Consider the following 21,101-nt stretch of genomic DNA (forward strand, 5'->3'; position numbering starts at 1 on the left):
ATGGCAGTGCGTGCCATTCGCGGCGCCATCCAGCTCGACCGCGACGACCCGGACGAGGTGCTGCGCTCGACCGCAGAGCTGTTGTCGAAGGCCCTTCATGCCAACGAGATCGACACCGATGCGCTGATCTCGGTGATGTTCACCGCCACCCGCGACATCACCAGCGAGTTTCCGGCGTTGGCCGCCCGCCAGCTCGGCCTCGGCGACGTACCGCTGATGTGCGCGGTGGAGATGGATGTCGTCGGCTCGATGCCCCGTGTCGTGCGGCTAATGGCGCTCGTGGAGTCGGACACCCCGCGCAAGTACATCCAGCACACCTACCTGCGCGGCGCGACCGCGCTCCGCGTGGACCTGGCCCAATGACCGCGGCGCTGCATGCGGCTCCGCTGACCGGAAGCCGCATCGTCGGCGAGGTGCGCGTGGTCGGGGCGGGTCTGCTCGGCGCGAGCGTCGCCCTGGGGCTGCGGGCTGTCGGCGTCGACGTGATCCTGGCCGACGCCTCGCCCGCCAACCTCAGCCTCGCCATCGACTACGGCGCCGGCCGAGCAGCGCGCGACACCGACAACCCGACCCTCATCGTCGTCGCCGTGCCGCCGGACGTCACCGCGACGGTTCTCGCCGCGGAACTCGCTGCCTGGCCCGACGCCCTGGTGACGGATGTCGCGAGCGTCAAGGTCGCGCCGCTGGAGGGTCTTCGCGCGCTCGGGGCCGACGTGCTGCGGTACATCGGATCGCATCCGATGGCCGGCCGCGAACGCGGGGGAGCGATCTCCGCCCGCGGCGACCTGTTCATCGGACGCCCGTGGGTGATCAGCACTCATGACGGCATTCCCGCGGCGCAGGTGAGCGTGATCGAGGGACTCGCCCTCGACCTCGGCGCGGTGCCGATCCTCATGACCGCGGAACAGCACGACGCCAGTGTCGCGCTCGTGTCGCACGTGCCCCAGGTGATCTCCTCGTTGCTGGCGAACCGGCTGAACGGCGCGGCGGAGTCCGCGGTCGGGCTGGCAGGCCAGGGGCTGCGCGATACCACGCGGATTGCGGCCAGCGACCCGGAGCTCTGGGTGCAGGTGCTCGGGGCGAACTCGGCAACGGTCGCGGACATCCTGCGGTCGTATCGTGACGACCTCGACACCTTGGTCGGCATCCTCGACGCTCCTACCGCGCCCGGAGCCCGGCGGGCCCTGGCCGAGTTGCTCGCATCCGGCAATGCGGGGGTCGCCCGCATCCCGGGCAAGCACGGTACAGACCGACGTTTCAGTCAGTTGATCGTGATGGTCGACGACACCCCGGGCGAGCTCGCCCGGCTGCTCACAGAAATCGGAGAAATCGGCGTGAACCTGGAAGACCTGCGGCTGGAGCATTCGCCGGGCGTGCCGATCGGCCTCGCTGAGATCAGCGTGCTGCCGGAGGCGGAGACCCGACTGGTCGCCGACCTCGAGGCCCGCGGCTGGCGGATCGCGCAGGCCGGAGCATGAGCGGAGCACACACCGTCGTCGCCATCGACGGCCCGGCCGGAAGCGGCAAGTCCAGCGTGAGTCGTGCGGCCGCCCGTGAGCTCGGCTTCGACTACCAGGATTCCGGCGCCGCCTACCGGGCTCTCGCCTGGTACGTGCTGGATGCCGGCATCGACACTGAAGACGCCGACGCCGTGATCGCGGCTCTCGACGGCTTCCCGTACACAATCGGCATCGACCCGGACGACTACTTCGTACGAGTGGGTGACACCGACGTGACCGAGGCCATCCGCGAGCCACGCATCACCGCGGTGGTGAGTCACATCGCGCGGGTGCCGGCGGTGCGGGTGCGGATGGTCGAGCTGTTCCGCAGTGTGATCGCCGCGAGCATCCGCCCCGGCATCGTCACTGAGGGGCGCGACATCACCACCGTGGTTTCGCCGCAGGCGCAGGTGAGGATTCTGCTCACGGCATCCGAAGAAGCTAGAATGGCCAGGCGTTCCGCTGAGATTACCGGTCAATCGGCCAGCGATGTCGGCAAGCAATTGAGTTCTCGCGATGCGCAGGACTCGAAGGTGGTCGATTTCATGAATGCCGCCGACGGTGTGCACACCGTCGACTCGACCCACCTCGACTTCGACCAGACCGTTTCCGCGGTCGTCGATCTCGTTCGCTCCACGGTCGAGTAGCGCCCGCAGCTCGCGAAGCCGCGCACCGAAACCCCCAAAGGACATCCCATGGCAGACACCGATACCGACAAAGACGATTTCGGCGACGTCGATCCGCGGCTTGCCGACAAGATCCAGACGCTCGACGAGACGGATGCCGCCCAGCGCGCCAACGCGCTGCGTCTCGGTCTCGCCGACTACGACCTCGACGCCGAAGACCTCGACCTGCTCGAGACCACCGGTGACGACTCCGACGAGCTCATTTACCTTCCGGCGCTGCCCGTGCTGGCCATCGTCGGCCGACCGAACGTGGGCAAGTCCGCGCTGGTCAACCGCATCCTGGGCCGCCGTGAGGCAGTCGTGCAAGACACCCCGGGCGTCACCCGCGACCGCGTGACCTACAAGGGCGAGTGGGCCGGACGAAACTTCACCCTCGTCGACACCGGCGGGTGGGAGCCGGATGCCAAGGGCATCAATGCTTCCGTCGCTGCGCAGGCCGAAATCGCCGTGGACCTGGCCGACGCCGTGCTGTTCGTCGTCGACGCCACCGTCGGTGCGACCTCGACCGACGAGCACGTCGTTCGCATGCTGCGGGCGAGCAACAAGCCGGTCATCCTCGCCGCAAACAAGGTGGATGACGCCCGTCAGGAGCCGGAAGCCGCAGTGCTCTGGGGCCTCGGCCTTGGCGAGCCGTGGCCGGTCTCCGCGCTGCACGGCCGCGGCGTCGCCGACCTGCTCGACCACGTTCTCACCGTTCTGCCCGAAATCTCCACCGTCGCCAAGGAGGAGGTGGGCGGCCCGCGTCGCGTCGCCATCCTCGGCCGCCCGAACGTCGGCAAGTCCAGCCTGCTCAACAAGGCCGTCGGTGAGGAGCGCGTGGTCGTCAACGACCTCGCCGGCACCACTCGCGACCCGGTCGACGAGCAGGTCGAGCTCGGCGGCAAGGTGTGGCGCTTCGTCGACACCGCCGGTATCCGCCGTCGCATGAACCTCGCCCAGGGCGCCGATTTTTACGCATCGCTGCGCACCAGCGCGGCGCTGGAGAAGGCCGAAGTCGCGGTCGTCGTGATCGACGTCAGCCAGGTGATCAGCGAGCAGGACATCCGCATCATCGACCTCGTGCTCGAGTCGGGCCGCGCTCTCGTGCTGGCCTTCAACAAGTGGGACACGCTCGACAGCGACGAGGGCATCGAGAAGGAACGCCGTCGCTACCTCGAGCGGGAGATCGAGCAGGATCTGGCCCACGTTGCCTGGGCTCCGCGGGTGAACATCTCCGCGCGCACCGGTCGTCACATGGAGAAGCTGGTGCCGGCACTGGAGCTCGCGCTCGAGTCGTGGGACACCCGCATCCCCACCGGCAAGTTCAACGCGCTGCTCGCCGAGCTCACCGCGGAGCACCCGCACCCGGTGCGCGGCGGAAAGCAGCCGCGCATTCTGTTCGGCACGCAGGCGGCATCGCGTCCGCCGACGTTCGTTCTGTTCACCACCGGCTTCCTCGACCCGCAGTACCGCCGTTTCATCACGCGTCGCCTGCGCGAAATCTTCGGCTTCGAGGGCAGCCCGATCAACGTGAACATGCGCGTGCGCGAGAAGCGTAAGCGCAACTAACGTCGGTTGGTCGCCCTTCGACACGCTCGGGGGCCGGGGTGGGTATAGCGTTTTGCTATGCCCACCCTTCTTCAGCTGGACTCTTCTGCCGACCTCAGCCAGTCGTACTCGCGCAACATCACCGCGTCATTCGCCGATGCGTGGCGGGAGCTCGGAGACGACCATGTCGTCGTCGTGCGTGACCTGCACCGCGACCCTCTGCCGCACCTCGAATCGTCGCAGCTGCACTGGCCCGAGCGACTTCGTCCGGAGGGTCCCGTTCCTTCGGCCGAGGGGCAACGACTGCAGCAGGAGCTCATCGACGAGCTGCTCGCCGCAGACGTCGTGCTGATCGGTGCGCCGCTCTACAACTACTCATTGCCCTCCACGCTGAAGGCCTGGATCGACAACATCCACGTGCCCGGTGTCACTGCCCCCTTCGATGTCGATACCCAGCCGCTTGCCGGTCGCCCGGCCGTTATCGTGAGCAGCCGCGGCGGCTCGTACGACGCCGGCACCGCCACCGCCGATTGGGAGCACGAGATCCCCGTCTTGCGCATCATCCTCGGCGAAGCCCTCGGAATGGACGTGCACGTCATCACGACCAGTCTCACCCTGGCAGCGACTGTTCCGGCCCTGTCCGACCAGCTGGAGCGTAGCCTCGAGGAGTTCGCGTCGGCACGGTCGGCGGCGGTGGAGCTGGCTCGCACTCTGGGATAGGGGCTTACGCCACATCCGCTCTGCACCGTACGGTTGGCCTCATGACGGAGATGCGCGCATGACCGACATCGATACCTGGATGCGCGGTTATCTGAAGGCGTGGCGCGGCGAGGAGCCGAAGGATGTCGAGGCCTTGTTCGCGGAGGATGCCGTGTACCTCACGTCGCCGTCGGCCGATCCGATCTCGGGACGCGATTCGATCGTCGAGTGGTGGCTGGCAGAAGACGAGCCGAGCAATCCTGAATTCGAATGGTGGCCGGTGATAGTGACCGAGACGATGGCCGTGGTGCAGGGGCGCACGGAGTACCCCGGGTCGACGACCTACCTCAACCTGTGGGTGATCGCGTTCGATGCGGCCGGGCGTGCGACCTCGTTCACCGAGTGGTGGATGGAAGAGAAAGAAGACTCCTAGGCTGTGCAAATGGCCTCCGTTCTCGCTGTCTGCGTCGTACACGAATTGCGCCCGGATAGGGGCAACATCGGTGTCACCGCGATCGACAAGCGAGCGGTGGCCGGGCCGGTGAAAGTGCGAAAGCTTGGCCTGTTCGCCGACGCGCAACTCGACCGCAAGCATCACGGCGGCGAGCACAAGGCGCTGTACGCCTACTCGCAGGAAGATGCGGAGTGGTGGGAGCGCGAGCTCGGCCGCGAGCTGCCGCCCGGATGGTTCGGCGAGAACCTGCGGGTGAGTGGGATCGACGTGAACGCCGCCAAGGTGGGGGAGCGGTGGACCATCGGCGGCATTGAGGTCGAGGTGACCATGCCGCGGACGCCGTGTGCGACCTTCGCCCGCTGGGTGGGTGGGGCGGATGCCCGGGGCTGGGTCAGGCGGTTCGCCGAGGCCGGGCGGCTCGGACCATACCTGCGGGTGGTGCGCACCGGCGCGGTGGAGGCGGGGGACTCGCTGGAAGTGGTCTCGGTTCCAGCAGGTGCGCCGAGCATCCTCGAGGTGTTCCGCTCGGGAGGTCGCGGCCTTCCGCTCGAGTGACCGCGCTTCGTGTGGACGTGGTTGGTGTGGATGTGCTTCGCGTGGACGCTCGTCGTGTGGACGTGGGAGCCTCCGGGAACCGGTAAGCTTTCTTCTCGGTGCTGATGCAATCGGCACAAGTCACGGGCTGTGGCGCAGCTTGGTAGCGCACTTGACTGGGGGTTAAGTGGTTTACCACTCTTCGGTCGGCCCAAACAACTGAAAATCAACGTCGCGGGCTGTAGCGCAGCTTGGTAGCGCACCTGACTGGGGGTCAGGGGGTCGCAGGTTCAAATCCTGTCAGCCCGACAGAAAAGGCCTGATCAGACGCAAGTTTGATCAGGCCTTTGTTATTTCCACTGACGATTTTTTGTGGTCCCCCTCTGGTCCCCTGCGGCCGGCAGGCGTGGTCGATCTGTGGATGACAGAATCCGTCGCGATGCCCTGTCTGTGGATAAGGGGACCAAAAGGGGACCAGAACGGCTCAGACCCGCGGCGCAGCCAGTCACAATCCGCGTCCCGCTCCTTGCCGCGGCCGTCTCGATGAGTTCGGACGAGTGTCTCTGCTGAGGAAGGCGTTGGCCTGTTCCGCGGCAGATGCAAGGTGGCGGTCATCGGGGTGAAGATAGCCGCGAGTGGTCTCAATGGAGGCATGTCCGAGGATCTCTTGGAGAACATGGAGGGGGACCCCGGCGTCGGCAAGCCAGGTGGCACCAGTGTGCCGAAGGCCGTGCCTGGTGAGGTTGGGTAGGCCGAGGTCAGCAACAACCTGATCCCAGCTGGTGGCATCGCGAACAGTGGCCGTCGTGAGGAACCCGCCGCGCGGGCCGACGAGTAGCGGCGCTTCCGGCTGCTTGAACGCGCAGAGTCGCTTCAGGACTGGCCGGAGCGGATCGAGAATCGGCACGCGACGCTCTTTGCGGCTCTTGGTCGGCTTCGTGATGAGGCCGCCTCTTCCGGGGAAGACCTGCCGTCTGATGATGACGAGGTTCTTTGTGAAGTCGACGTCTCCGACTTGAAGTCCGGAGACTTCGGACGAGCGAGCCGCCTGGGATTTGGTCGAGGCCGGGCACCGCGCCGTCAGCATCAGCGAGGCGGAGCAGTTCTACGGCACCGACTCGGCCAAGGAGACGACCGGTCGACGGATCATTCGGTGCAGCCACGAGCGAGAGAGCGGTACGCGCGCTCCGCTCGTCGTGTCCAAGGGAAGAGAGGGAAGTCATCATCGGGCTCCTTCACAGCCGGTTATCACCGTGCAGGTGCGCAGCACCGCCCTTTCCTATGTCGTTGGTTCGGCATACCCTTGGAACCAGGCGACACACTCAATGTTCGCCATCGCCCGCGCGATGGCATGACGGCCCCAGAGCAGTCCTCCAAGGTTCAACGTTGCCGAGCCATGAGAGGACCGTTGTCATGTTTCGAATCATCTGGGTTATCAGCATCCACCTCCGCAACTTCATGCGCAGGTACATGCCGACCAACATCCTGCTCGACGCGATTTGCACCCGCCGCGGGCTCAAGTGGGGCGTGCCCGCGATGCTCCTCGCCATCCCGTATCTCTTGGCCGCGAGCATCTGTACATCTCTGATCGACGGGGGAGCGTCCCGCTGGCCCTACGTCGTTGCGCTTGTCTGCATCTGGAACGCGCTCAAGTTCATCATGATTGGGCCGGTATCGGCCGTCCTGTTGCTCCAATACAAGCGTTCTGAGCGACAATCTATGCGACTCCGACCGCTATCGAGTGTCGCAGTGCCGCTGTAGAACGCCCCACCATTCTGGCGTGATGGTCCGGGGCACGATGCGTACGTTTCTCGCAATCGGAAGAATTGGACGGCAGGGCGCTCCTTGAGCACCCTGCCATTGTTGCTGAATGATGTGATTCGCGGCGTCAGGTGGAGATCGATCGCTTTCAAATCGTTTGGATGCCTCGCGAGATCGGCAGGTACGAGGCCTTCACAGGATGACTTCGGTGATCGGCCCGTTGCTGACCCCAGGTTCAAGAACAAGTGCCGGAACGTCCGGTTCCGGCTTTCTTGATCAGTCGGAAATCACGGGAACAGAATGAGTGTCGCGGCGAGGAACGACGAATTGATCGGGTGCTTGCTGCGTATAACCAGTGACAGCGGGAAAGGCTCGCCTGTTGCAATGTCGTCAAGGACTTCCGTGAGTGGAACTTTCCGGCACGAGCGCGGCGGTGCCTGTCACCCAATCGGGTCACTTGCGAGTCTGCGGAGAATGACCCTTCGCGGCGGTCATCGTTCAATGTCCGCCCATGCCGGTAGAGTCCGGGAAGCCGTCAACACAACTCCGACGGCGGGGAGGTGCGAGGGTGGACGACACCGAGCTCGACCCTGCGCGTCTGAACCTGTACTCGTACCTGACGGCCGGGCAATCCGAACAGCACGTCCGCATCATGCGAGTGCTCGCCGGCGAGGTCCTCACCCGGCAGATGAGCGCGGCGGAGATCTCGGCGAAACTGACCTCGGACGGGTACCTGGTCAACGAAGATGACGTCGAGGCGCGCTGCAAGCAGCTGGTCGACTGGGGCAACATCATCCCCTCCGTCCGGAACTACCGGGTCGCGACGATCGCCGAACTCCGCCGCACCAAGAGCCGGTACCAGGCGTCGAAGCTCGGCGCGAGGATCGCCTCCGACGTCGACGAGATCCTCGGCGCGGACGACGGGGCAAAGGAAGTCGCCCGTGAACTTCTTGACGTCATCGCGGAGCAGCTCGGTCGTGTGCTCGCGGAACTGAAATCCGACCGGAAACCGGACGCCGACGCTGTCGCGTCCGCAGTCAGCACCGCGTTCAACAACCACCAGGTCTTTGCCGGCAGTCTCCGCGATTTCAACGCATACCTGGGCGGGGTCCTCGCCCGGTACGACATCGTCGGCGAAGACTTCACCGTGCTAAAGACCACCCTGATGATGTACATCGACATCCTCCGCACTGACGTGCGCCGGCACGGCCCGAAGATCCACGACCTTCTCACCCAGCTAGAACCGCACTACCGTCAAGTCACCGACATCCTCGCTAGCTGGCAGACGCTGACACTGGTAGGAGCCGAACGAGGCCAAGGCCGGGCTGAATCCGAATGGGAGAGGCTGACTTCCTGGTACGCAGATTCCGGGGAGAACTCTGGACCCGCGCAGTTCCGGGCCGCCACTGAGCAAGCGCTCGGGCAGCTGCTGGTCAACGCAAAGCGAATCCTCACCGACGCCGGCTCCGGCTACTCGCGTCGCGACGACCTCATCCGTCTTGCAGGAATATTCGCTGTCACCGATGACGGGGACGCGCACCGGCTGTTCGCGAACACGTTCGGGGTGTACTCGTGGAGGCATCTGCTCCTCGGCGATTCCGAAAGCGTGCATCCATCCGCGAATACGTCGTGGTGGAATGCCCCGCAAGTGGATGTCCCCGTCACGCTCCGAGAACGCGGCGACCGCGCGGCCCGTGGACGCACTAGCCCTGTCCCGGATTCCACGCTCGAGACACAGCTCGCCTACGACGCCGCAGCCCGGCAGGTAGAGACCCGCAGGCTGGCGGTCACGGAGCTGCTCGTCGCTGGAACCTTGGACGGTGTGAAGCTCTCACCAGTCGCGCAGAAGCTCATTCAGGACCAGATCACCAAGATGGCGGGGGAGTCCGGGGCGCTGTCGTCCGACAACCTGGAATCCGGTTTCACGTTGCGGCGGGAGCCGATCACCGGGACGAGCTCCGTCCAGTTCGACGACGGGGTGTTCACCGTGTACGGGTTCCGCTACCACGCAACCCCGATCGAGGAAGCCGCCGCCGAGCAGGGAGAAGCGACCGCATGACCGAGGCCACCATCCATCCGGAAGCACGGGAGGCCGCGCGAGCGCTGGAACGGCACACGTTCCTGAACCCGTCGTTGCACCCTGACGAGTTCCTGATGGCGCGACGCCACTCCACCGACCTGAAACGGCTGTTCGGGGAACTGCTCGGCTACCGGGTCGTAATTGAACCGACATTTGCCCGGCTGCTCAAACCGCAGCTGCCGGACACCTCTCCGGCCCGGTCGATGAAGACAGCGTCCGGGAACCCTGTGACAGCCCGGGTGTACCAGTACGTATCGCTGGTCGGTGCAGCCCTCCTCGCGCCCGGCGCCGCAGACCAGCTGCTGATCTCCGACCTTGTCGCCCAAGTCAGGTCGGACGCCGCGACCGCGGGAATCGTGACCGGCGAAACCATCACCGAACGACGGGACTTCGTCACCGCGGTCACTATCCTCGTCCGGTGGGGTGTCATCACGGAGACGGACGGCACCGCCGCCGCATGGGCGGCCGACCAAGCAGAAGCGCTGCTGACCGTGGACCGTGCCGCACTGGCGTACCTGATCGTGAACCAGCCCGGCATGGAGATGGCTCTCACCCCAGCCCGGTCGCTGGCTCGCCGGCTCGTCGAAGACACCGTGATGAACCGCCCCGACCTGACCGACGATGAACAACGGATCTGGTCTAAGGACCGTGCCACGGTGGAGCAACGGATCGACGAGATGTTCGGGTTGCAGGTCGAAGCCCGCCGTGAAGGCGCTCTCGCCTGGGATGATGACGACGATGCGACCGACGAACCGTTCCCCGGGATGGGCGCAGCCCGGCAGGTGTCGTTGATGTTCATCGGCGAGGTCGCCGCCGCCCGACGTCCTGGTGAAAACGGAACCGTCGTGCTGACCCGCGATGACGCCGCAGAGATCATCGGCGTCATCCTCACGGAGAACCTGGGCCACCTCCGCGGCGACTATGAGACGTCGGGAGCGAACTCCGAACGCCGGGTGCTCGACGAGGTCCTCGCCGTCCTCACCGCCGTCGGACTCGCATCCTCCGCCGACGGGAACGTCACCATCCACCCGGCAGCAGCTCGGTACCGCACCTCGGTGATGCGCCGACCGAAGAAGTCAGCCCTCCCGGACGGCACCGTCACCTTGTTCGACGACTTGGAAGCAGGATCATGACCACCGCCACCGTCACAGGGTTGAACCTCCCCGCACAGCAGGCACTGTTCCCGGAACGGTTCCGGTGGTGCCGCGCTGGGATCCTGAACATCCACAAGTTCACCGACATCGAGTTCGAGTTCGACGGGGGCATGCTCGTCCTCCGCGGACCGAACGGTTCCGGGAAGACCCGAGCACTGGACATGCTGTTCCCGTTCCTACTCACCGGCGATCGCCGCCGGATGGGTTCCGGGAACGGCTCCCCAGTGACGGTGGAGTCCCTGATGAAGGTGATGTCCGCCGGAGCGACCAACCGGGTCGGGTACGTCTGGGCGGAATGCCGCACGTTCGCCGGTGAGTACCGGACGGTCGGGGCGTTCTTTCGGTACTCCTCGAACACCTCCCAGGCGAAGGTCGCGTATTTCCTCACCCCGTTGCGTGTCGGTATCGACCTGCACCTGATGGACCAGCACCGGCAGCCGCTGCCTCGGCAAGCTCTCGGCGAGGTGCTCGGGGCAGGCCAGCTGACCGATAGCGCCGCTGAGCATCGTGCCCGGGTTGCGCAGGAGCTGTTCGGGCTGACAGACACCCGCGGCCGGATGCGGATGGACGCCGCCGTCGAGCTGCTGTACAAGCTCCGCTCCCCGCTGTTTGGTGCGAAACCGGAAGCCGCTGACGTGGTCCGCCTCCTCACGGAAGCGCTCCCGCCGCTGCAGGATGACACTCTGCGTACCGCCGGTCATCAGCTGGACGATTTGAAGGACACTCGTGACCGTCAGTCCGACATCGAGGAGGCCGCCAAGCACGCCGCAGACACGTTGGAGGTGTACCGCGGGTACGCCGCCACTGTGATCAGCGCTGAAGCTGCCAAGCTGGCGGAGGTGTCAGATGCCGCCCAGGCATTGCAAGCAGCCGAGGACAGCGCGCGGGCGCATGAGGAGACGGCCGGCAGCAACCTCCGGGACGCGAAGACGGCGGCCGCATCCGCGAAGGACCGGATCGACGAGCTGTCATCGCGGAAAGGCGCGCTGGAATCATCGCCGGCGTACAAGGACTTCCTCGGGCTGGTCGACAGACGCAACGCCGCGGACGCCCTGAAATCCGCTGCGGCAGCCGAACTGTCGAAGTGGTGGACGCTGTGGGGGAACGTCGAATCCGCCGTCGGCCGGGCGAGCGCCTCCGCCGGGTCGGTGGGCGACGCCGGGAAGCAGCTGGCTGCCACGGTCAACGATGCCGCAACCGCTGCTACTGCCGCCGGAACACCTCACAGCCTCCCGGCCGTGACGGTGACCATAGGTGGGGAACCGGGGGAGCCGGTCTCCACCAGGCGCACTGTCGACGACGACCGATCCGAGATGGTGCACGCCCCGATCCCCACCATCCGCGTGTCCCCGGCGGATCTGTCCGGCGTGACATCCGCCGCCGAGTTGCTGCGGGACGCTGCAACGGAGCGAGCCGCCGCCGCTCACACCCGGCTTGAGACGGCCGAACAGCTGGCTTCCGATGAAATCGCCGTCGAGAGGGCGGAGGAAGCCGCGACCACCGCCCGGGCCGGCGCCGACACCGCGAAGAAGGTGGCAGAATCGGCAGCGGAACGCAGGGCCACCGTCCGCGTGGAGCTGGCGGAAAACTGGGTCCGGTGGGTGAGGTCGGATGAGACGTCGGAGCTGCTCGCCGGCACCGACTGGGACGCCACACCGCTCAGGTCCCTGCTCGCCGGTGGCGGACTCCCGGACCTCAGCAGTCTGGACGGAGCCGCGGGAGGTGTCTCCTCGGATGCGTTCGCTGCGATCGCCGTCAACACCGGATCCGTCGCGGGCAAGCTGGCCGCAGTCGCCGAAGAGGAGAACCTCCTCACCAGCGAGCAGACTGACCTGACCTCGATGAAGGACCAGCCGCCCGCCCCGCCGGCCTGGGTCACAGTGCAGGGTGGCGTCCCGTTCTGGCGGGCCGTCGACTTCGCCCCCGGTACCCCGGCGAGCATCCAGGCGGCGGTGGAATCCGCGCTGTCAGCCTCGGGCATCCTCACCGGGGCCGTCACCGCAGACGGTGTGTCGCCGGCGCCGGGCGAACTGATCGTCTCCGCTGCCGGAACCCCCGCGTCCCGGTCGCTCGCCGACCTGCTAACTGTGGACACCCACTCAGACGCCAGCACCGCCGCCGGCCGGATCCTCAAGCGGATCGGGTTCAACGACCCGAACCACCCGGTAAACGTGAACGACGACGGTTCATGGAAGGTCGGGGTGACTGCCGGAAAACCGGCGACCGTCCACGAAGCCCGATACATCGGCGCGGCCGCGCAAGAGCGCGCCCGGCAAGCCCGGCTCCGAGAGATCACGGAGCGGCTGCTCGAGCTGGCGGGGATCCACGACGAGCTCCAAACCGAGGCTGGTGGGCTGGCTGAGATGAAGGAACGGATCGGCGTGAACATCGCCGCCGCCCCGTCGTCATCACACGCGTACCAAGCCGACTCCGACGAGAAATCCGCCGCCGCGGCAGCTGACAGGGCCTGGCAAGCGTCGAACACCGCGAACGATGCGGCGCTGACGACGCGATCGGCATGGGATGAACGCGCCTCCACCCACCGGCGCGCCTGCGAACATGCCGGGCTACCGATAGGGGCGGCAGACCTCCGGAAGGCCGCCACCTTATTCGGAGACACCGTCGACGCGTGCCGGAAGGTGGACACCGCCGCCGCAGCGCTCGACCGGCAGGTTGCGCAGTTCCTCTCCACCGCACTGGAGATCAACGCAGCGGTGGGCGCGGCGTCGGGAACCCACACCTCCGCCGAAGCTGCTGTCACGGATTGGCGGGTGGCCGCTATCGCCGTTCGTGAACTGGAAGCCGTCGTCGGAACGGACGCCGCTACCGTAGCTGCGGAGATCACCACGGTCACCAAGAATCTGAGGGACACCGCGGTGGACAAGAAAGAATCGGATGCCGAGGTGATCCAGTTCACCGGGATCCATTCCGCTGCCGCCATCACCACCGTCAATGCTGCGGCCGCTGCTGACGCCGCCATCGAACGTGCACTGTCCGCTGTCCACGGGATGACAGCTGTCCTCCAACTCCCCGGATTCACGGACGCCGCGACCGGGACACCGGACCCGGCGCCGACCGGTTCGGACATCACCCCGGACGCCCTCATCGAGTGGGTGGCTGCCAGCGTCCCGAAACACCGACCGGTGAGCATCGACACCGTCCACCTGTCCGTCGACAGCCTCCGAGCGCACGTCACCCAGATGTTCGAGGTGATCCGTCGCACCGACCGTGACGTGCTGCTCGTCGACCTGATCGACGGGGAAGGCAGCCATCCGCTGGCCACAGCGACCGCGGACCTCGCCATCCGCGCCGAGACCGGCCGTCAAGCGTTGATGGACGCGGAGTACGAACTGTTCTCCAACTTCATCATCGAAGGCGTGGCAGCAGACATCCGTCGCACCATCGCGCTGGCGGCGTCCACGGTGAAGGAAACTTCCGGCCGAGTGTCGAAGTTCCGCACCAGCAACGGGATTGGTGTCCGGTTGGTGTTCTCCGCGAACGGGAACGTCAGCGACGACGTGGCCCGGATCCGTGACCTGGTGTCGATCGCCGACGAGGTGCGCACCGTGAACCAGAACAACGAACTGTCCACGCTGCTCCGCCGGGCAGTGGAGGAAGCGTACAACCAGAACCGCGCCGAAGGTTATGGGAAAGCACTCAACGACTGCCTCGACTACCGCACCTGGTACAGCGTCGACCCGGTCGTCCTCGGCCCCGGTGAATCGCAGGAACGCAGCCTGAAAGGCGCGAAACTCTCCACCGGGGAGCTTCGGTACGTGTCCCTACTTACCCTCATTTGCGCCCTCGATTCCCACCTGACAGCGTTGCCCGGGACAACACCTCGGCTGCTTTTGCTCGACGACGCGTTCATTGCGATCGACGAGAACGGAAGACGGATCCTGATGTCGATCCTCGTGGACCGGGACATCGACGTGGTGATGACCGGGTTCGACTTGTGGCTGCACTATCCGGAGATCAAATCTCTCGACGAGTTCGACATTGTCGCGACCGGTGATGAGTCCCCGACAACCTCCGTCCGACACCACTGGGATGGTCAAAAACGTCACCTTAGGGCGGTCTGATGCCGATCCCCGCACAGACACTGTCTTTCCTGTCCGCGGAGAGCCTCGCACCGGTCTGGGCTGGCATCCGCGCGCTGCTGGAACAGAACGGCCTGTCGCCGACCGGGACGATAACCGCTGTCGTTGACGACGACGGCGCGGACAGGCTCTCGGGGCTGTTCGGTCACACTATCGCCCCCGGTCGGGTGCGCCTCAAGTTGGAAGATCTCGACTCCACGCTCCGGGGCTCCGCCGCCGCCGCAGGCGTCGTGGCGGTTGTCGCGGAGGTCACCGGTTTCCCTCTGACGGACCGGAAACAGGTGAAGGCCGACAAGGAGGCCGAGACCGCACGGGTAGCAGCGGCGTTAGATGACGCGGTGAATGCGCGCTGGTTCACCCCGGAGCAGACCCAGCAATTCCTGACCGGCGTAAGACGCTCAGGCATCCTCACGAGAGCCGGGACGGACTCGGCATTGCGGGCGATCGCCGGGTTCTCGTACGCGTGGGGCGAGCTGGCCCGGGCCGACGTGTTCGACGACCCGGACGCCGCATCGAACCCATTATGGGGACTTGGGGAGCTGGCGACCGCGGCGACCAGCACCGCGCACGGATTCGACAGCGGAACCGTCCCGTCAAACCTGATGATGCGGGCGTTGGCGGTCGCGTTCGCCATCCCGGTGCCGCTCTCCGGGGAGGGCCGACGCCGGCTGTGGGAGCAGGCGGGGGTGGCGACCGACGACGTGTCCGGCACCGCGATGACATGGGGTTTCCGACCGCCTGGACATGACCGGTGGTCTGTGATGATGCGGGAACGCGCGGCACAGCGACTGGTGACGCATCTGACCGCGCAGGAACTCCGGGCTGCCGGGAACGTGGTGTTCTCGGAACCGGGGACGACGGTGTTCGCGTGTGAGAACCCGCAGATCCTGTCAGCCGCCGCCCGGGCCGGGGTGGCGTCGCCGATCCTGTGCCTGTCCGGCCAAGGATCTGCAGCGGCCTGGCAGATTCTCCGTGCCCTCTCCGAATCCGGTGTGACCGTCCGCTACCACGGCGATTTCGACTGGCCGGGGGTACTGATCGTCGGGCGGGTGGTCGATGCCGGTGGGGCGCCGTGGCGGATGGGCGCCGATGATTACGAGTCCGCGGCGGGTGCCGGGCAGTTCGAACCTTTGGATGGTGTACAGCGGCCAACCCCGTGGGATGGCCGGCTCGCCGAGGTGATGGTGCAGAGGGGGATCGCAGTGCATGAGGAGGCGATCGTAGGAGACCTGCTTAGTGACATGGCAAGGCTGTCTAGCGACCCACGGTTTTCGGATCCGAGCCCAGCGCGGTGAGACTCCCGTGATCGGATACTGGCAGCTGGAGAGCTAGAGCGACGAGGCTTCGTCCGAAGCGTTGGCAGTCGCCTGCACTGGTGCAAGCGCGAGGTGGAGTGCGGCTATCAGCGTTAGCGCAGAGCTATAAACGCCAACTTGCTCGACGAATCCGTGTGCCAACTCATTGCGAAAGTGCCGAATGGGCTGACCAAGAACGTCTGGAGATAGCGGTAGTCGTCTTGTTGAGAGCGCAAGTCATCGCGAAATCCCACACGACGTCGTCGACGCGGTTGAAGTGCTCGAAATTGAGGTGGACGACAAGAGCGGACTTGAGATTCTCCTCCGCTTCAACCTCATCGCCCTAGAAGAGCAGGGATTTGTAATGGTGAGTTTGCTGCCCCTCTGGGATTTTACGGGTCTGGCGAGGATGATCAGGGCCTAATGCCCTTAGTTAGGGACCGTGAATCCCTCAGCAACACAAGTCAGGCGTCGAGCTACTCTTCACAGTGGGGTTGCTGACCCGCGGCGATCCCTCGGCAGAGCACGCGCAGCTCATCGAGTTCGACCAAAGCCTGTGGGTTGCCATCGAGGTTGAGGAGCGGCGTGTGTTCGACGATCAGCGCGAGTTCGGCCTTGGGAACGTCGGCGGCGGGAACCTCTGCCCAACTCACCTCGAGGTTGGCGTTGATCCACTCGACGATGCCGTCGCGATCCGCTTTCTGGAAGCTGAAATTGTACTTGTTGACCCGTTCGGCGAGCGACCCAGCAAGTGGACGGAAGCCCAGCACGGCGCCGATGCTTCGGAAGAATGTCCCGTGTCCGCGACCGCGGAGTTCGTTTCCGAGCATTCGCTTCTTGAGGGTGGTCGCCTTGCCAATGTAGATCAGGCGCGAGGTGCGTTCGGCCAGGAACGCCTCGAAGGGCTCCGGCAGACTCGACTGCCCCGCGAGCCGGATAGCGTAGACGCCGGACAGGATGGGCACGTCGCCGTCGATCTCGCTGGCCGGCCGAAATGACTGGTTTTCGAGAAGCATGCGCACGTCGTCGGCCATGGTCCTGAGCTTAGGGCTGAGGCGTCAACTGTTGACGTGTGCTTCGGCGAGCTTCTCGCGGGCTTCGGCGACCGCCTTCTCTGCTTTCTTCAGCTCTCGCTCGGCGCGAGCTACGCGATCGTCGCGCTTTCGCATCACCTCGGCCATCCGCGCCGCAGCTTCGACGATCTTCACGGAGTTGACGACACCACGGGTCATCTCGCACCCTGGGCACCGAGCAGTGGAGAAGCTCGGCGACTGATTCGTGTGATGCACGCTCTGTTCGACTTTGTGGCCGCACGTCAGGATGCGCTCCCAGATGTCGAGTTCCTCTTCGCGGCGTTCGGGGAAGCTGGCGAGTAGACGTCCGATGTGCTCGCTCTGTTCACGGGACATCGGAAGTGGCGGGCAGCAGTAGCCGCAGTGCGTTGCGCGTGAACCCTGCATGCTCCACCGATGGGCATCGCAGTTTGGATGCATCTTTCGGTACTTGGCCTGTTCAGCGTCGTAATCGCTGCGCTGTTCGGGAGTGAGATACATCGTGCCACCCCAGTCGCCGAGGTTGTCGATCACCGGTAACCCGCAGCCTCGGCAGGGCTCGCCGGCTGCTGCCTGCTCGCGGGTGAGATGCATCCCCTTCTCGCGCCACTCGATTCGACGGGCTTCATCGCGGTGAGCGCGAGCTTCTTCCTTGAGTGCATTCATCATGCGGCGCTTCTCCGCACGCGCTTGCTTCTGTTGTTCGGTAAGTGGCATGACGGGCCTCCTGTTGTCGATGTCGGAGGTTCCGGGGGGAATGTCAGCATGCCTCACCTCTACACAAAGAATGGCCGCTAGTGGCTGGTCGCGCCAATTATTTGTGGAGAAAGCGTAGGGGGATTGCAGCGAATACCACATGGAATCTCTGACGCCATTGGCTAGAGCAGCAGGTTGTCCCGGACTTCGAAGCTCCAGACCGTCAGTGCCGCGCATCTCGATGTAGGGGATACTCGGTTCATGACGGACGTCTCACTGCGGGCGCGGTTTCTCGCTTCCGGCACATGGATTGGGCTCGACGCGGTCGGCATGTCGTTCGAGCTGGAGCGAGACGGTAAGCATGTCACGGTGGCTCTGCCTTCAGGGCCCGACACCTTCTCCGAACATCTGGTCGAGGACTCGCCTTATCCGGTGCTCCCGTCGCTGGCATCGGGCGGTCCGGTGTTCGCCGAGCCGGATCGGGACACTAGGACCGCTGCGCTAGTCATCTTTGAAGTCGTTGTGGATTTCGAGTGCGACTTTCCCGTCCCAAAACCCGACGAGATCCCCCCAGAGGTCAGGGCACTCGCCGACGCTGGCTACGCGGAAGGCGCCTCCATCGCTATCGCCGTCGTGGGCGACTTCCTCCGGCACCTTCACGCCGCGGCGCCGGCACAGTCGTGGCGGGGTCTCGCCGCGCACGACCCAGAGCAATACGGCATTGCTCAGCTCGAGTACCGGCCGTCAGGTCAGCGCATCCTCGGTTACGGCCCCGCGCAGACGCAGACAATGCGGTCCTCGCGTTTGCGAGTCGACCTCGACCAGATGCTGGTCATCGCCGCGAATGTAGCGGACGGGCGTGACCCGGATCTGCCAAGCTCGCTGCTCGCGGACGCGTGGCATTTCACAGATTCGATTCTGGATCTTGATCGCGCGACGCTCGTCGCCGCGATCGCGTGCGAGGTTCGCGTCAAGCAGACGATCCGCGACCTCGTCCCTGCGGATCGTCTGGCGATGACGGAGCTGGTGTTGAAACGTCGGTCCAACTTGCCGGAGCTGCTCGACGAGGTCATTGCCGCGGCTCTGGATGTGACCCTGCGCCTGGATGATCCGCCACTATTCAAGCGGGTACAGGTTCTCGCGGCGCACCAGAACATGATCGTCCACACCGGCCGACCGAAACCCGACGCTGAGCATGTCCGGACACCCGCTCAGACAGGGGCCGATCTGTTCGCTTGGCTCGAGGGTCTGCCTGATCGGGTTTGACCCACGACCACGACGACCAGCGGCGCGCGGCTCGATCTCTTTCATGGCCGACCGAAGCTGAAACATCCGGCGGCGGTCGGAAGGAGTGACGCAGTCAGGTCGCTAGAGCCTTTTGAAGCGACTGCCTGAGTGTCTGAATCCGCGCGTCGAGAAGCACCTCCTTGAGATCCGAGCGGAATGCCCCGCTGATGGTCTGCTCAGCGCTGATCGCGTAGCCAGTTGAGCACCCCACGAGCATCGGCTACGTCAGTCACTGTCGTGCGGTGATCGCCGTCGTCGTCCTTGTACTCGTACGTCTGCCGGATGCCGACCTCGTCAGGGAAGGAGTCCGTGTACGTCTCCGTGACGATGTATTTGCCGTCCGAACCCCACCCTGGTCGCGTTCTCGTGCGAGGGGGAAGGCTGGTCCCGCGGTATCTCTCGTCATACTGATCGACAAATCCAGCGAGCGTCAGCGTCTCGTCATCGGTCATGCGGGCGTTCGAGACATCGAGGTGCTGACCGATGTGGTGGCGTAGACGCCTCTTCTCGTCGCTGTCCATGCCGATCTCCGTCCGTGAGCGCTATCGTCGAGCTTACGCGGCGACTTGCGGGAGCCCGAAGGTGCTCCTGCTTGCAGTGTTTCTCCAACTCGCTTTCGCAAGGTAGCGGGATGTTGTGACGGATTGGATGCGGCACCGTGTTGAAGATGTAGGTGGGATTGCAGCGAATACCACATGGGATTTCTGACCCCAGTAATCCGGCTGGCCGTCTGGAGCCGGTTGAGTGCTGCATCAAGCGAGCGTGGCGTTCTTCAACCGCGTGAAATACCTAGGAGTGTCATAGGGCGTCGGTAATCTGGACGCATGACAGATCAGGACCCGAGTGAGACGACCGGGCCCGCGTACCGAATAGGTATCGAGCACTTCGACGTGCTGGACGACGAGTTCGCGACCGCGCTCGTCAACATCCTCAACAACACCGGCCTGGCGAACGCACTCGTCGCTGGTCTGCTGTTGCAGCTGCCCGACCCGGACACGTGGCGACTGACGATCAGTGGCGACGTCGTGGCGAGCGTCAACGCAATCGAGCAGCGCGAAGAGGGCAACGACTACACGCTTGAGAGGGGCGTTGGCGAAGTCGGTGCGCGGACCATCAACGCGCACGACGGGACTTACGACATCGTGATCGGCGCATGGTCGTTCATGCCCGCGTTCGAGGTCTCCTCTCCGGAGGAATTAGTCAACTACATGCACAATATCGGGACGCATCTCGCGATCCACGAGTCCGGTCATGCGATCCTCCACCAGCGCGGCGAGGATTCGGAGGCCTTCCAAGACCTCGCCACGGGCACCAAGACAGAGCGGACCTGGCGGAAGCACCTAGCGGCTCACCTTGACGATTTCCGCATCGAGAAGATGACGAACCGCACCACGCCGTCGCCGTCCTCGCACGTCGAGAGTGTCGGCGACACCCTCGCTCACATGAGGAAAGAGCTTACGGAGTCGAATGTCCTCCGCCTGACAGACGGCGAGGCCGCGACGTCCCGTAGCTCCACCGCTGTCAACGACCTCATCCGAGTAATGACCTACCTCGGGGCCGAATTGGGCGCTGGCGGCAAGATCGCCAAGGGGATGCGACCCGACCCGCTGCCGGAGGGCTGGGATGAGTACCTGGAGGAAGTCTGGGACGCGTGGGCTCTGAACCTTGACAGGCTTAAACCCGCCGACGATCCCATGACGGTCGATGAGATCGCTTCTGTGCTGACGGACCTCTGCAAGATCGTCGTTCTATGGTCGCAAAGCATCATCGGCTACCACTTCGAAATGCACGACGACGGTTCGTGGACAGCCAACTGGTCACGGGCGGCGTACTAGGGCCGAGGTACTTCAATTGCGGTGCAGATGACTTGGAGTAGGGATGTGGATGGATGTAGACCACGTAAGGATCGACGGATCCAAACTCCGCGGCGTGCCGGTCCAGCAGCGCTAGCACTTCGTCTTGGCGCGTGGAGGCAAGCACGTGCAGCACGAACAGGATGTTCCTGCCTGGGCGAGGCATTCGGTCGGCAACTTCGAGATCGAGCGCGTCCAAATTCACTGCGTTAGCGACGCGCGCCCATCCATTGAGAGCAGCGTCAGCGAACCATTACGAACTCGTAGAAGTTGTGTGCCAGCGCGTGTCATCCTTCGGCAGTGCGAGCAGCGCGATCACGGGCCAGTGTCCATTGCCCGAAGGAAGGCAACCGCCGCATGACGAGCGTTTGCCGTCGGTCTCACTGTGGGGCGGAGCCTCTACTTCGACTCACAGAACGCGCGT

Annotated in this window: 18 protein-coding genes and 1 tRNA gene; 15 read left to right on the plus strand and 4 right to left on the minus strand. The window is 65.0% G+C overall.

What is annotated here, in order from left to right; translation table 11 throughout:
- From aroH to IV501_RS08470, 8 genes are all read left to right on the plus strand, one after another.
- On the plus strand, positions 1 to 363 hold the full coding sequence (gene aroH, locus IV501_RS08435) for a chorismate mutase (RefSeq protein ID WP_200556212.1): 363 nt from the start codon (positions 1 to 3) through the stop codon (positions 361 to 363).
- Entirely contained in the window at positions 360 to 1,478 is a 1,119-nt protein-coding gene (locus IV501_RS08440; RefSeq protein ID WP_200556214.1) for a prephenate dehydrogenase, read from the plus strand. The genes aroH and IV501_RS08440 overlap by 4 nt, the downstream gene beginning before the upstream one ends.
- Positions 1,475 to 2,146 (plus strand): (d)CMP kinase, encoded by a 672-nt coding sequence (gene cmk / locus IV501_RS08445; protein WP_200556216.1) that lies wholly within the window; start codon positions 1,475 to 1,477, stop codon positions 2,144 to 2,146. Before IV501_RS08440 ends, cmk begins: the two co-directional genes overlap by 4 nt.
- Before the next feature lie 48 nt (positions 2,147 to 2,194).
- Entirely contained in the window at positions 2,195 to 3,733 is a 1,539-nt protein-coding gene (der, locus tag IV501_RS08450) for a ribosome biogenesis GTPase Der (RefSeq protein ID WP_200556218.1), read from the plus strand.
- A 57-nt stretch (positions 3,734 to 3,790) separates the two neighbouring features.
- Positions 3,791 to 4,432: an FMN-dependent NADH-azoreductase gene (locus IV501_RS08455; RefSeq protein ID WP_200556220.1), complete on the plus strand. Its 642-nt coding sequence runs from the start codon at positions 3,791 to 3,793 to the stop codon at positions 4,430 to 4,432.
- A 58-nt stretch (positions 4,433 to 4,490) separates the two neighbouring features.
- A complete protein-coding gene (locus IV501_RS08460) occupies positions 4,491 to 4,844 on the plus strand; it encodes a nuclear transport factor 2 family protein (RefSeq protein WP_200556222.1) in 354 nt (117 codons plus the stop codon).
- A gap of 9 nt (positions 4,845 to 4,853) precedes the next feature.
- On the plus strand, positions 4,854 to 5,420 hold the full coding sequence (locus IV501_RS08465) for an MOSC domain-containing protein (protein ID WP_200556224.1): 567 nt from the start codon (positions 4,854 to 4,856) through the stop codon (positions 5,418 to 5,420).
- A gap of 214 nt (positions 5,421 to 5,634) precedes the next feature.
- Positions 5,635 to 5,708 (plus strand) — tRNA-Pro (locus IV501_RS08470).
- 196 nt (positions 5,709 to 5,904) lie between these two features.
- Here the strand turns inward: IV501_RS08470 and IV501_RS08475 are convergent.
- A complete protein-coding gene (locus tag IV501_RS08475; protein WP_234698472.1) occupies positions 5,905 to 6,486 on the minus strand; it encodes a tyrosine-type recombinase/integrase in 582 nt (193 codons plus the stop codon).
- 326 nt (positions 6,487 to 6,812) lie between these two features.
- Here IV501_RS08475 and IV501_RS08480 point away from each other — a divergent pair, with 326 nt between their 5' ends.
- The 5 genes from IV501_RS08480 to IV501_RS08500 all read left to right on the plus strand — a co-directional run bounded on the left by IV501_RS08480 (position 6,813) and on the right by IV501_RS08500 (position 15,789).
- Positions 6,813 to 7,160 (plus strand): sulfate permease, encoded by a 348-nt coding sequence (locus IV501_RS08480; RefSeq protein ID WP_200556226.1) that lies wholly within the window; start codon positions 6,813 to 6,815, stop codon positions 7,158 to 7,160.
- A 568-nt stretch (positions 7,161 to 7,728) separates the two neighbouring features.
- The gene (locus IV501_RS08485) at positions 7,729 to 9,219 is read left to right on the plus strand and encodes a DUF2397 domain-containing protein (RefSeq protein ID WP_200556228.1); all 1,491 of its coding nucleotides are present in this window, start codon (positions 7,729 to 7,731) and stop codon (positions 9,217 to 9,219) included.
- Positions 9,216 to 10,373: a DUF2398 family protein gene (locus tag IV501_RS08490; protein WP_200556230.1), complete on the plus strand. Its 1,158-nt coding sequence runs from the start codon at positions 9,216 to 9,218 to the stop codon at positions 10,371 to 10,373. The genes IV501_RS08485 and IV501_RS08490 overlap by 4 nt, the downstream gene beginning before the upstream one ends.
- Entirely contained in the window at positions 10,370 to 14,476 is a 4,107-nt protein-coding gene (locus tag IV501_RS08495; protein WP_200556232.1) for a TIGR02680 family protein, read from the plus strand. The genes IV501_RS08490 and IV501_RS08495 overlap by 4 nt, the downstream gene beginning before the upstream one ends.
- On the plus strand, positions 14,476 to 15,789 hold the full coding sequence (locus tag IV501_RS08500; protein WP_200556234.1) for a DUF2399 domain-containing protein: 1,314 nt from the start codon (positions 14,476 to 14,478) through the stop codon (positions 15,787 to 15,789). Before IV501_RS08495 ends, IV501_RS08500 begins: the two co-directional genes overlap by 1 nt.
- A gap of 476 nt (positions 15,790 to 16,265) precedes the next feature.
- On the opposite strand, the gene IV501_RS08505 is transcribed toward IV501_RS08500, so the two are convergent.
- The gene (locus IV501_RS08505; RefSeq protein WP_200556236.1) at positions 16,266 to 16,823 is read right to left on the minus strand and encodes a GIY-YIG nuclease family protein; all 558 of its coding nucleotides are present in this window, start codon (positions 16,821 to 16,823) and stop codon (positions 16,266 to 16,268) included.
- 24 nt (positions 16,824 to 16,847) lie between these two features.
- Positions 16,848 to 17,774, minus strand: a complete 927-nt coding sequence (locus IV501_RS08510; protein WP_200556238.1) for a hypothetical protein — start codon at positions 17,772 to 17,774, stop codon at positions 16,848 to 16,850.
- 24 nt (positions 17,775 to 17,798) lie between these two features.
- Between IV501_RS08510 and IV501_RS08515 the strand changes: the two genes are divergently transcribed.
- A complete protein-coding gene (locus tag IV501_RS08515) occupies positions 17,799 to 18,803 on the plus strand; it encodes a hypothetical protein (RefSeq protein WP_200556240.1) in 1,005 nt (334 codons plus the stop codon).
- Between the two features lie 197 nt (positions 18,804 to 19,000).
- On the opposite strand, the gene IV501_RS08520 is transcribed toward IV501_RS08515, so the two are convergent.
- Positions 19,001 to 19,345, minus strand: a complete 345-nt coding sequence (locus IV501_RS08520) for a hypothetical protein (RefSeq protein ID WP_200556242.1) — start codon at positions 19,343 to 19,345, stop codon at positions 19,001 to 19,003.
- A 369-nt stretch (positions 19,346 to 19,714) separates the two neighbouring features.
- On the opposite strand from IV501_RS08520, the gene IV501_RS08525 reads away from it, so the two are divergent.
- Positions 19,715 to 20,659, plus strand: a complete 945-nt coding sequence (locus IV501_RS08525; protein ID WP_200556244.1) for a hypothetical protein — start codon at positions 19,715 to 19,717, stop codon at positions 20,657 to 20,659.
- The last annotated feature ends 442 nt before the right edge of the window (positions 20,660 to 21,101 follow it).

Source organism: Lacisediminihabitans changchengi (genome assembly GCF_016634425.1).
Lineage (GTDB): Bacteria > Actinomycetota > Actinomycetes > Actinomycetales > Microbacteriaceae > Lacisediminihabitans > Lacisediminihabitans changchengi.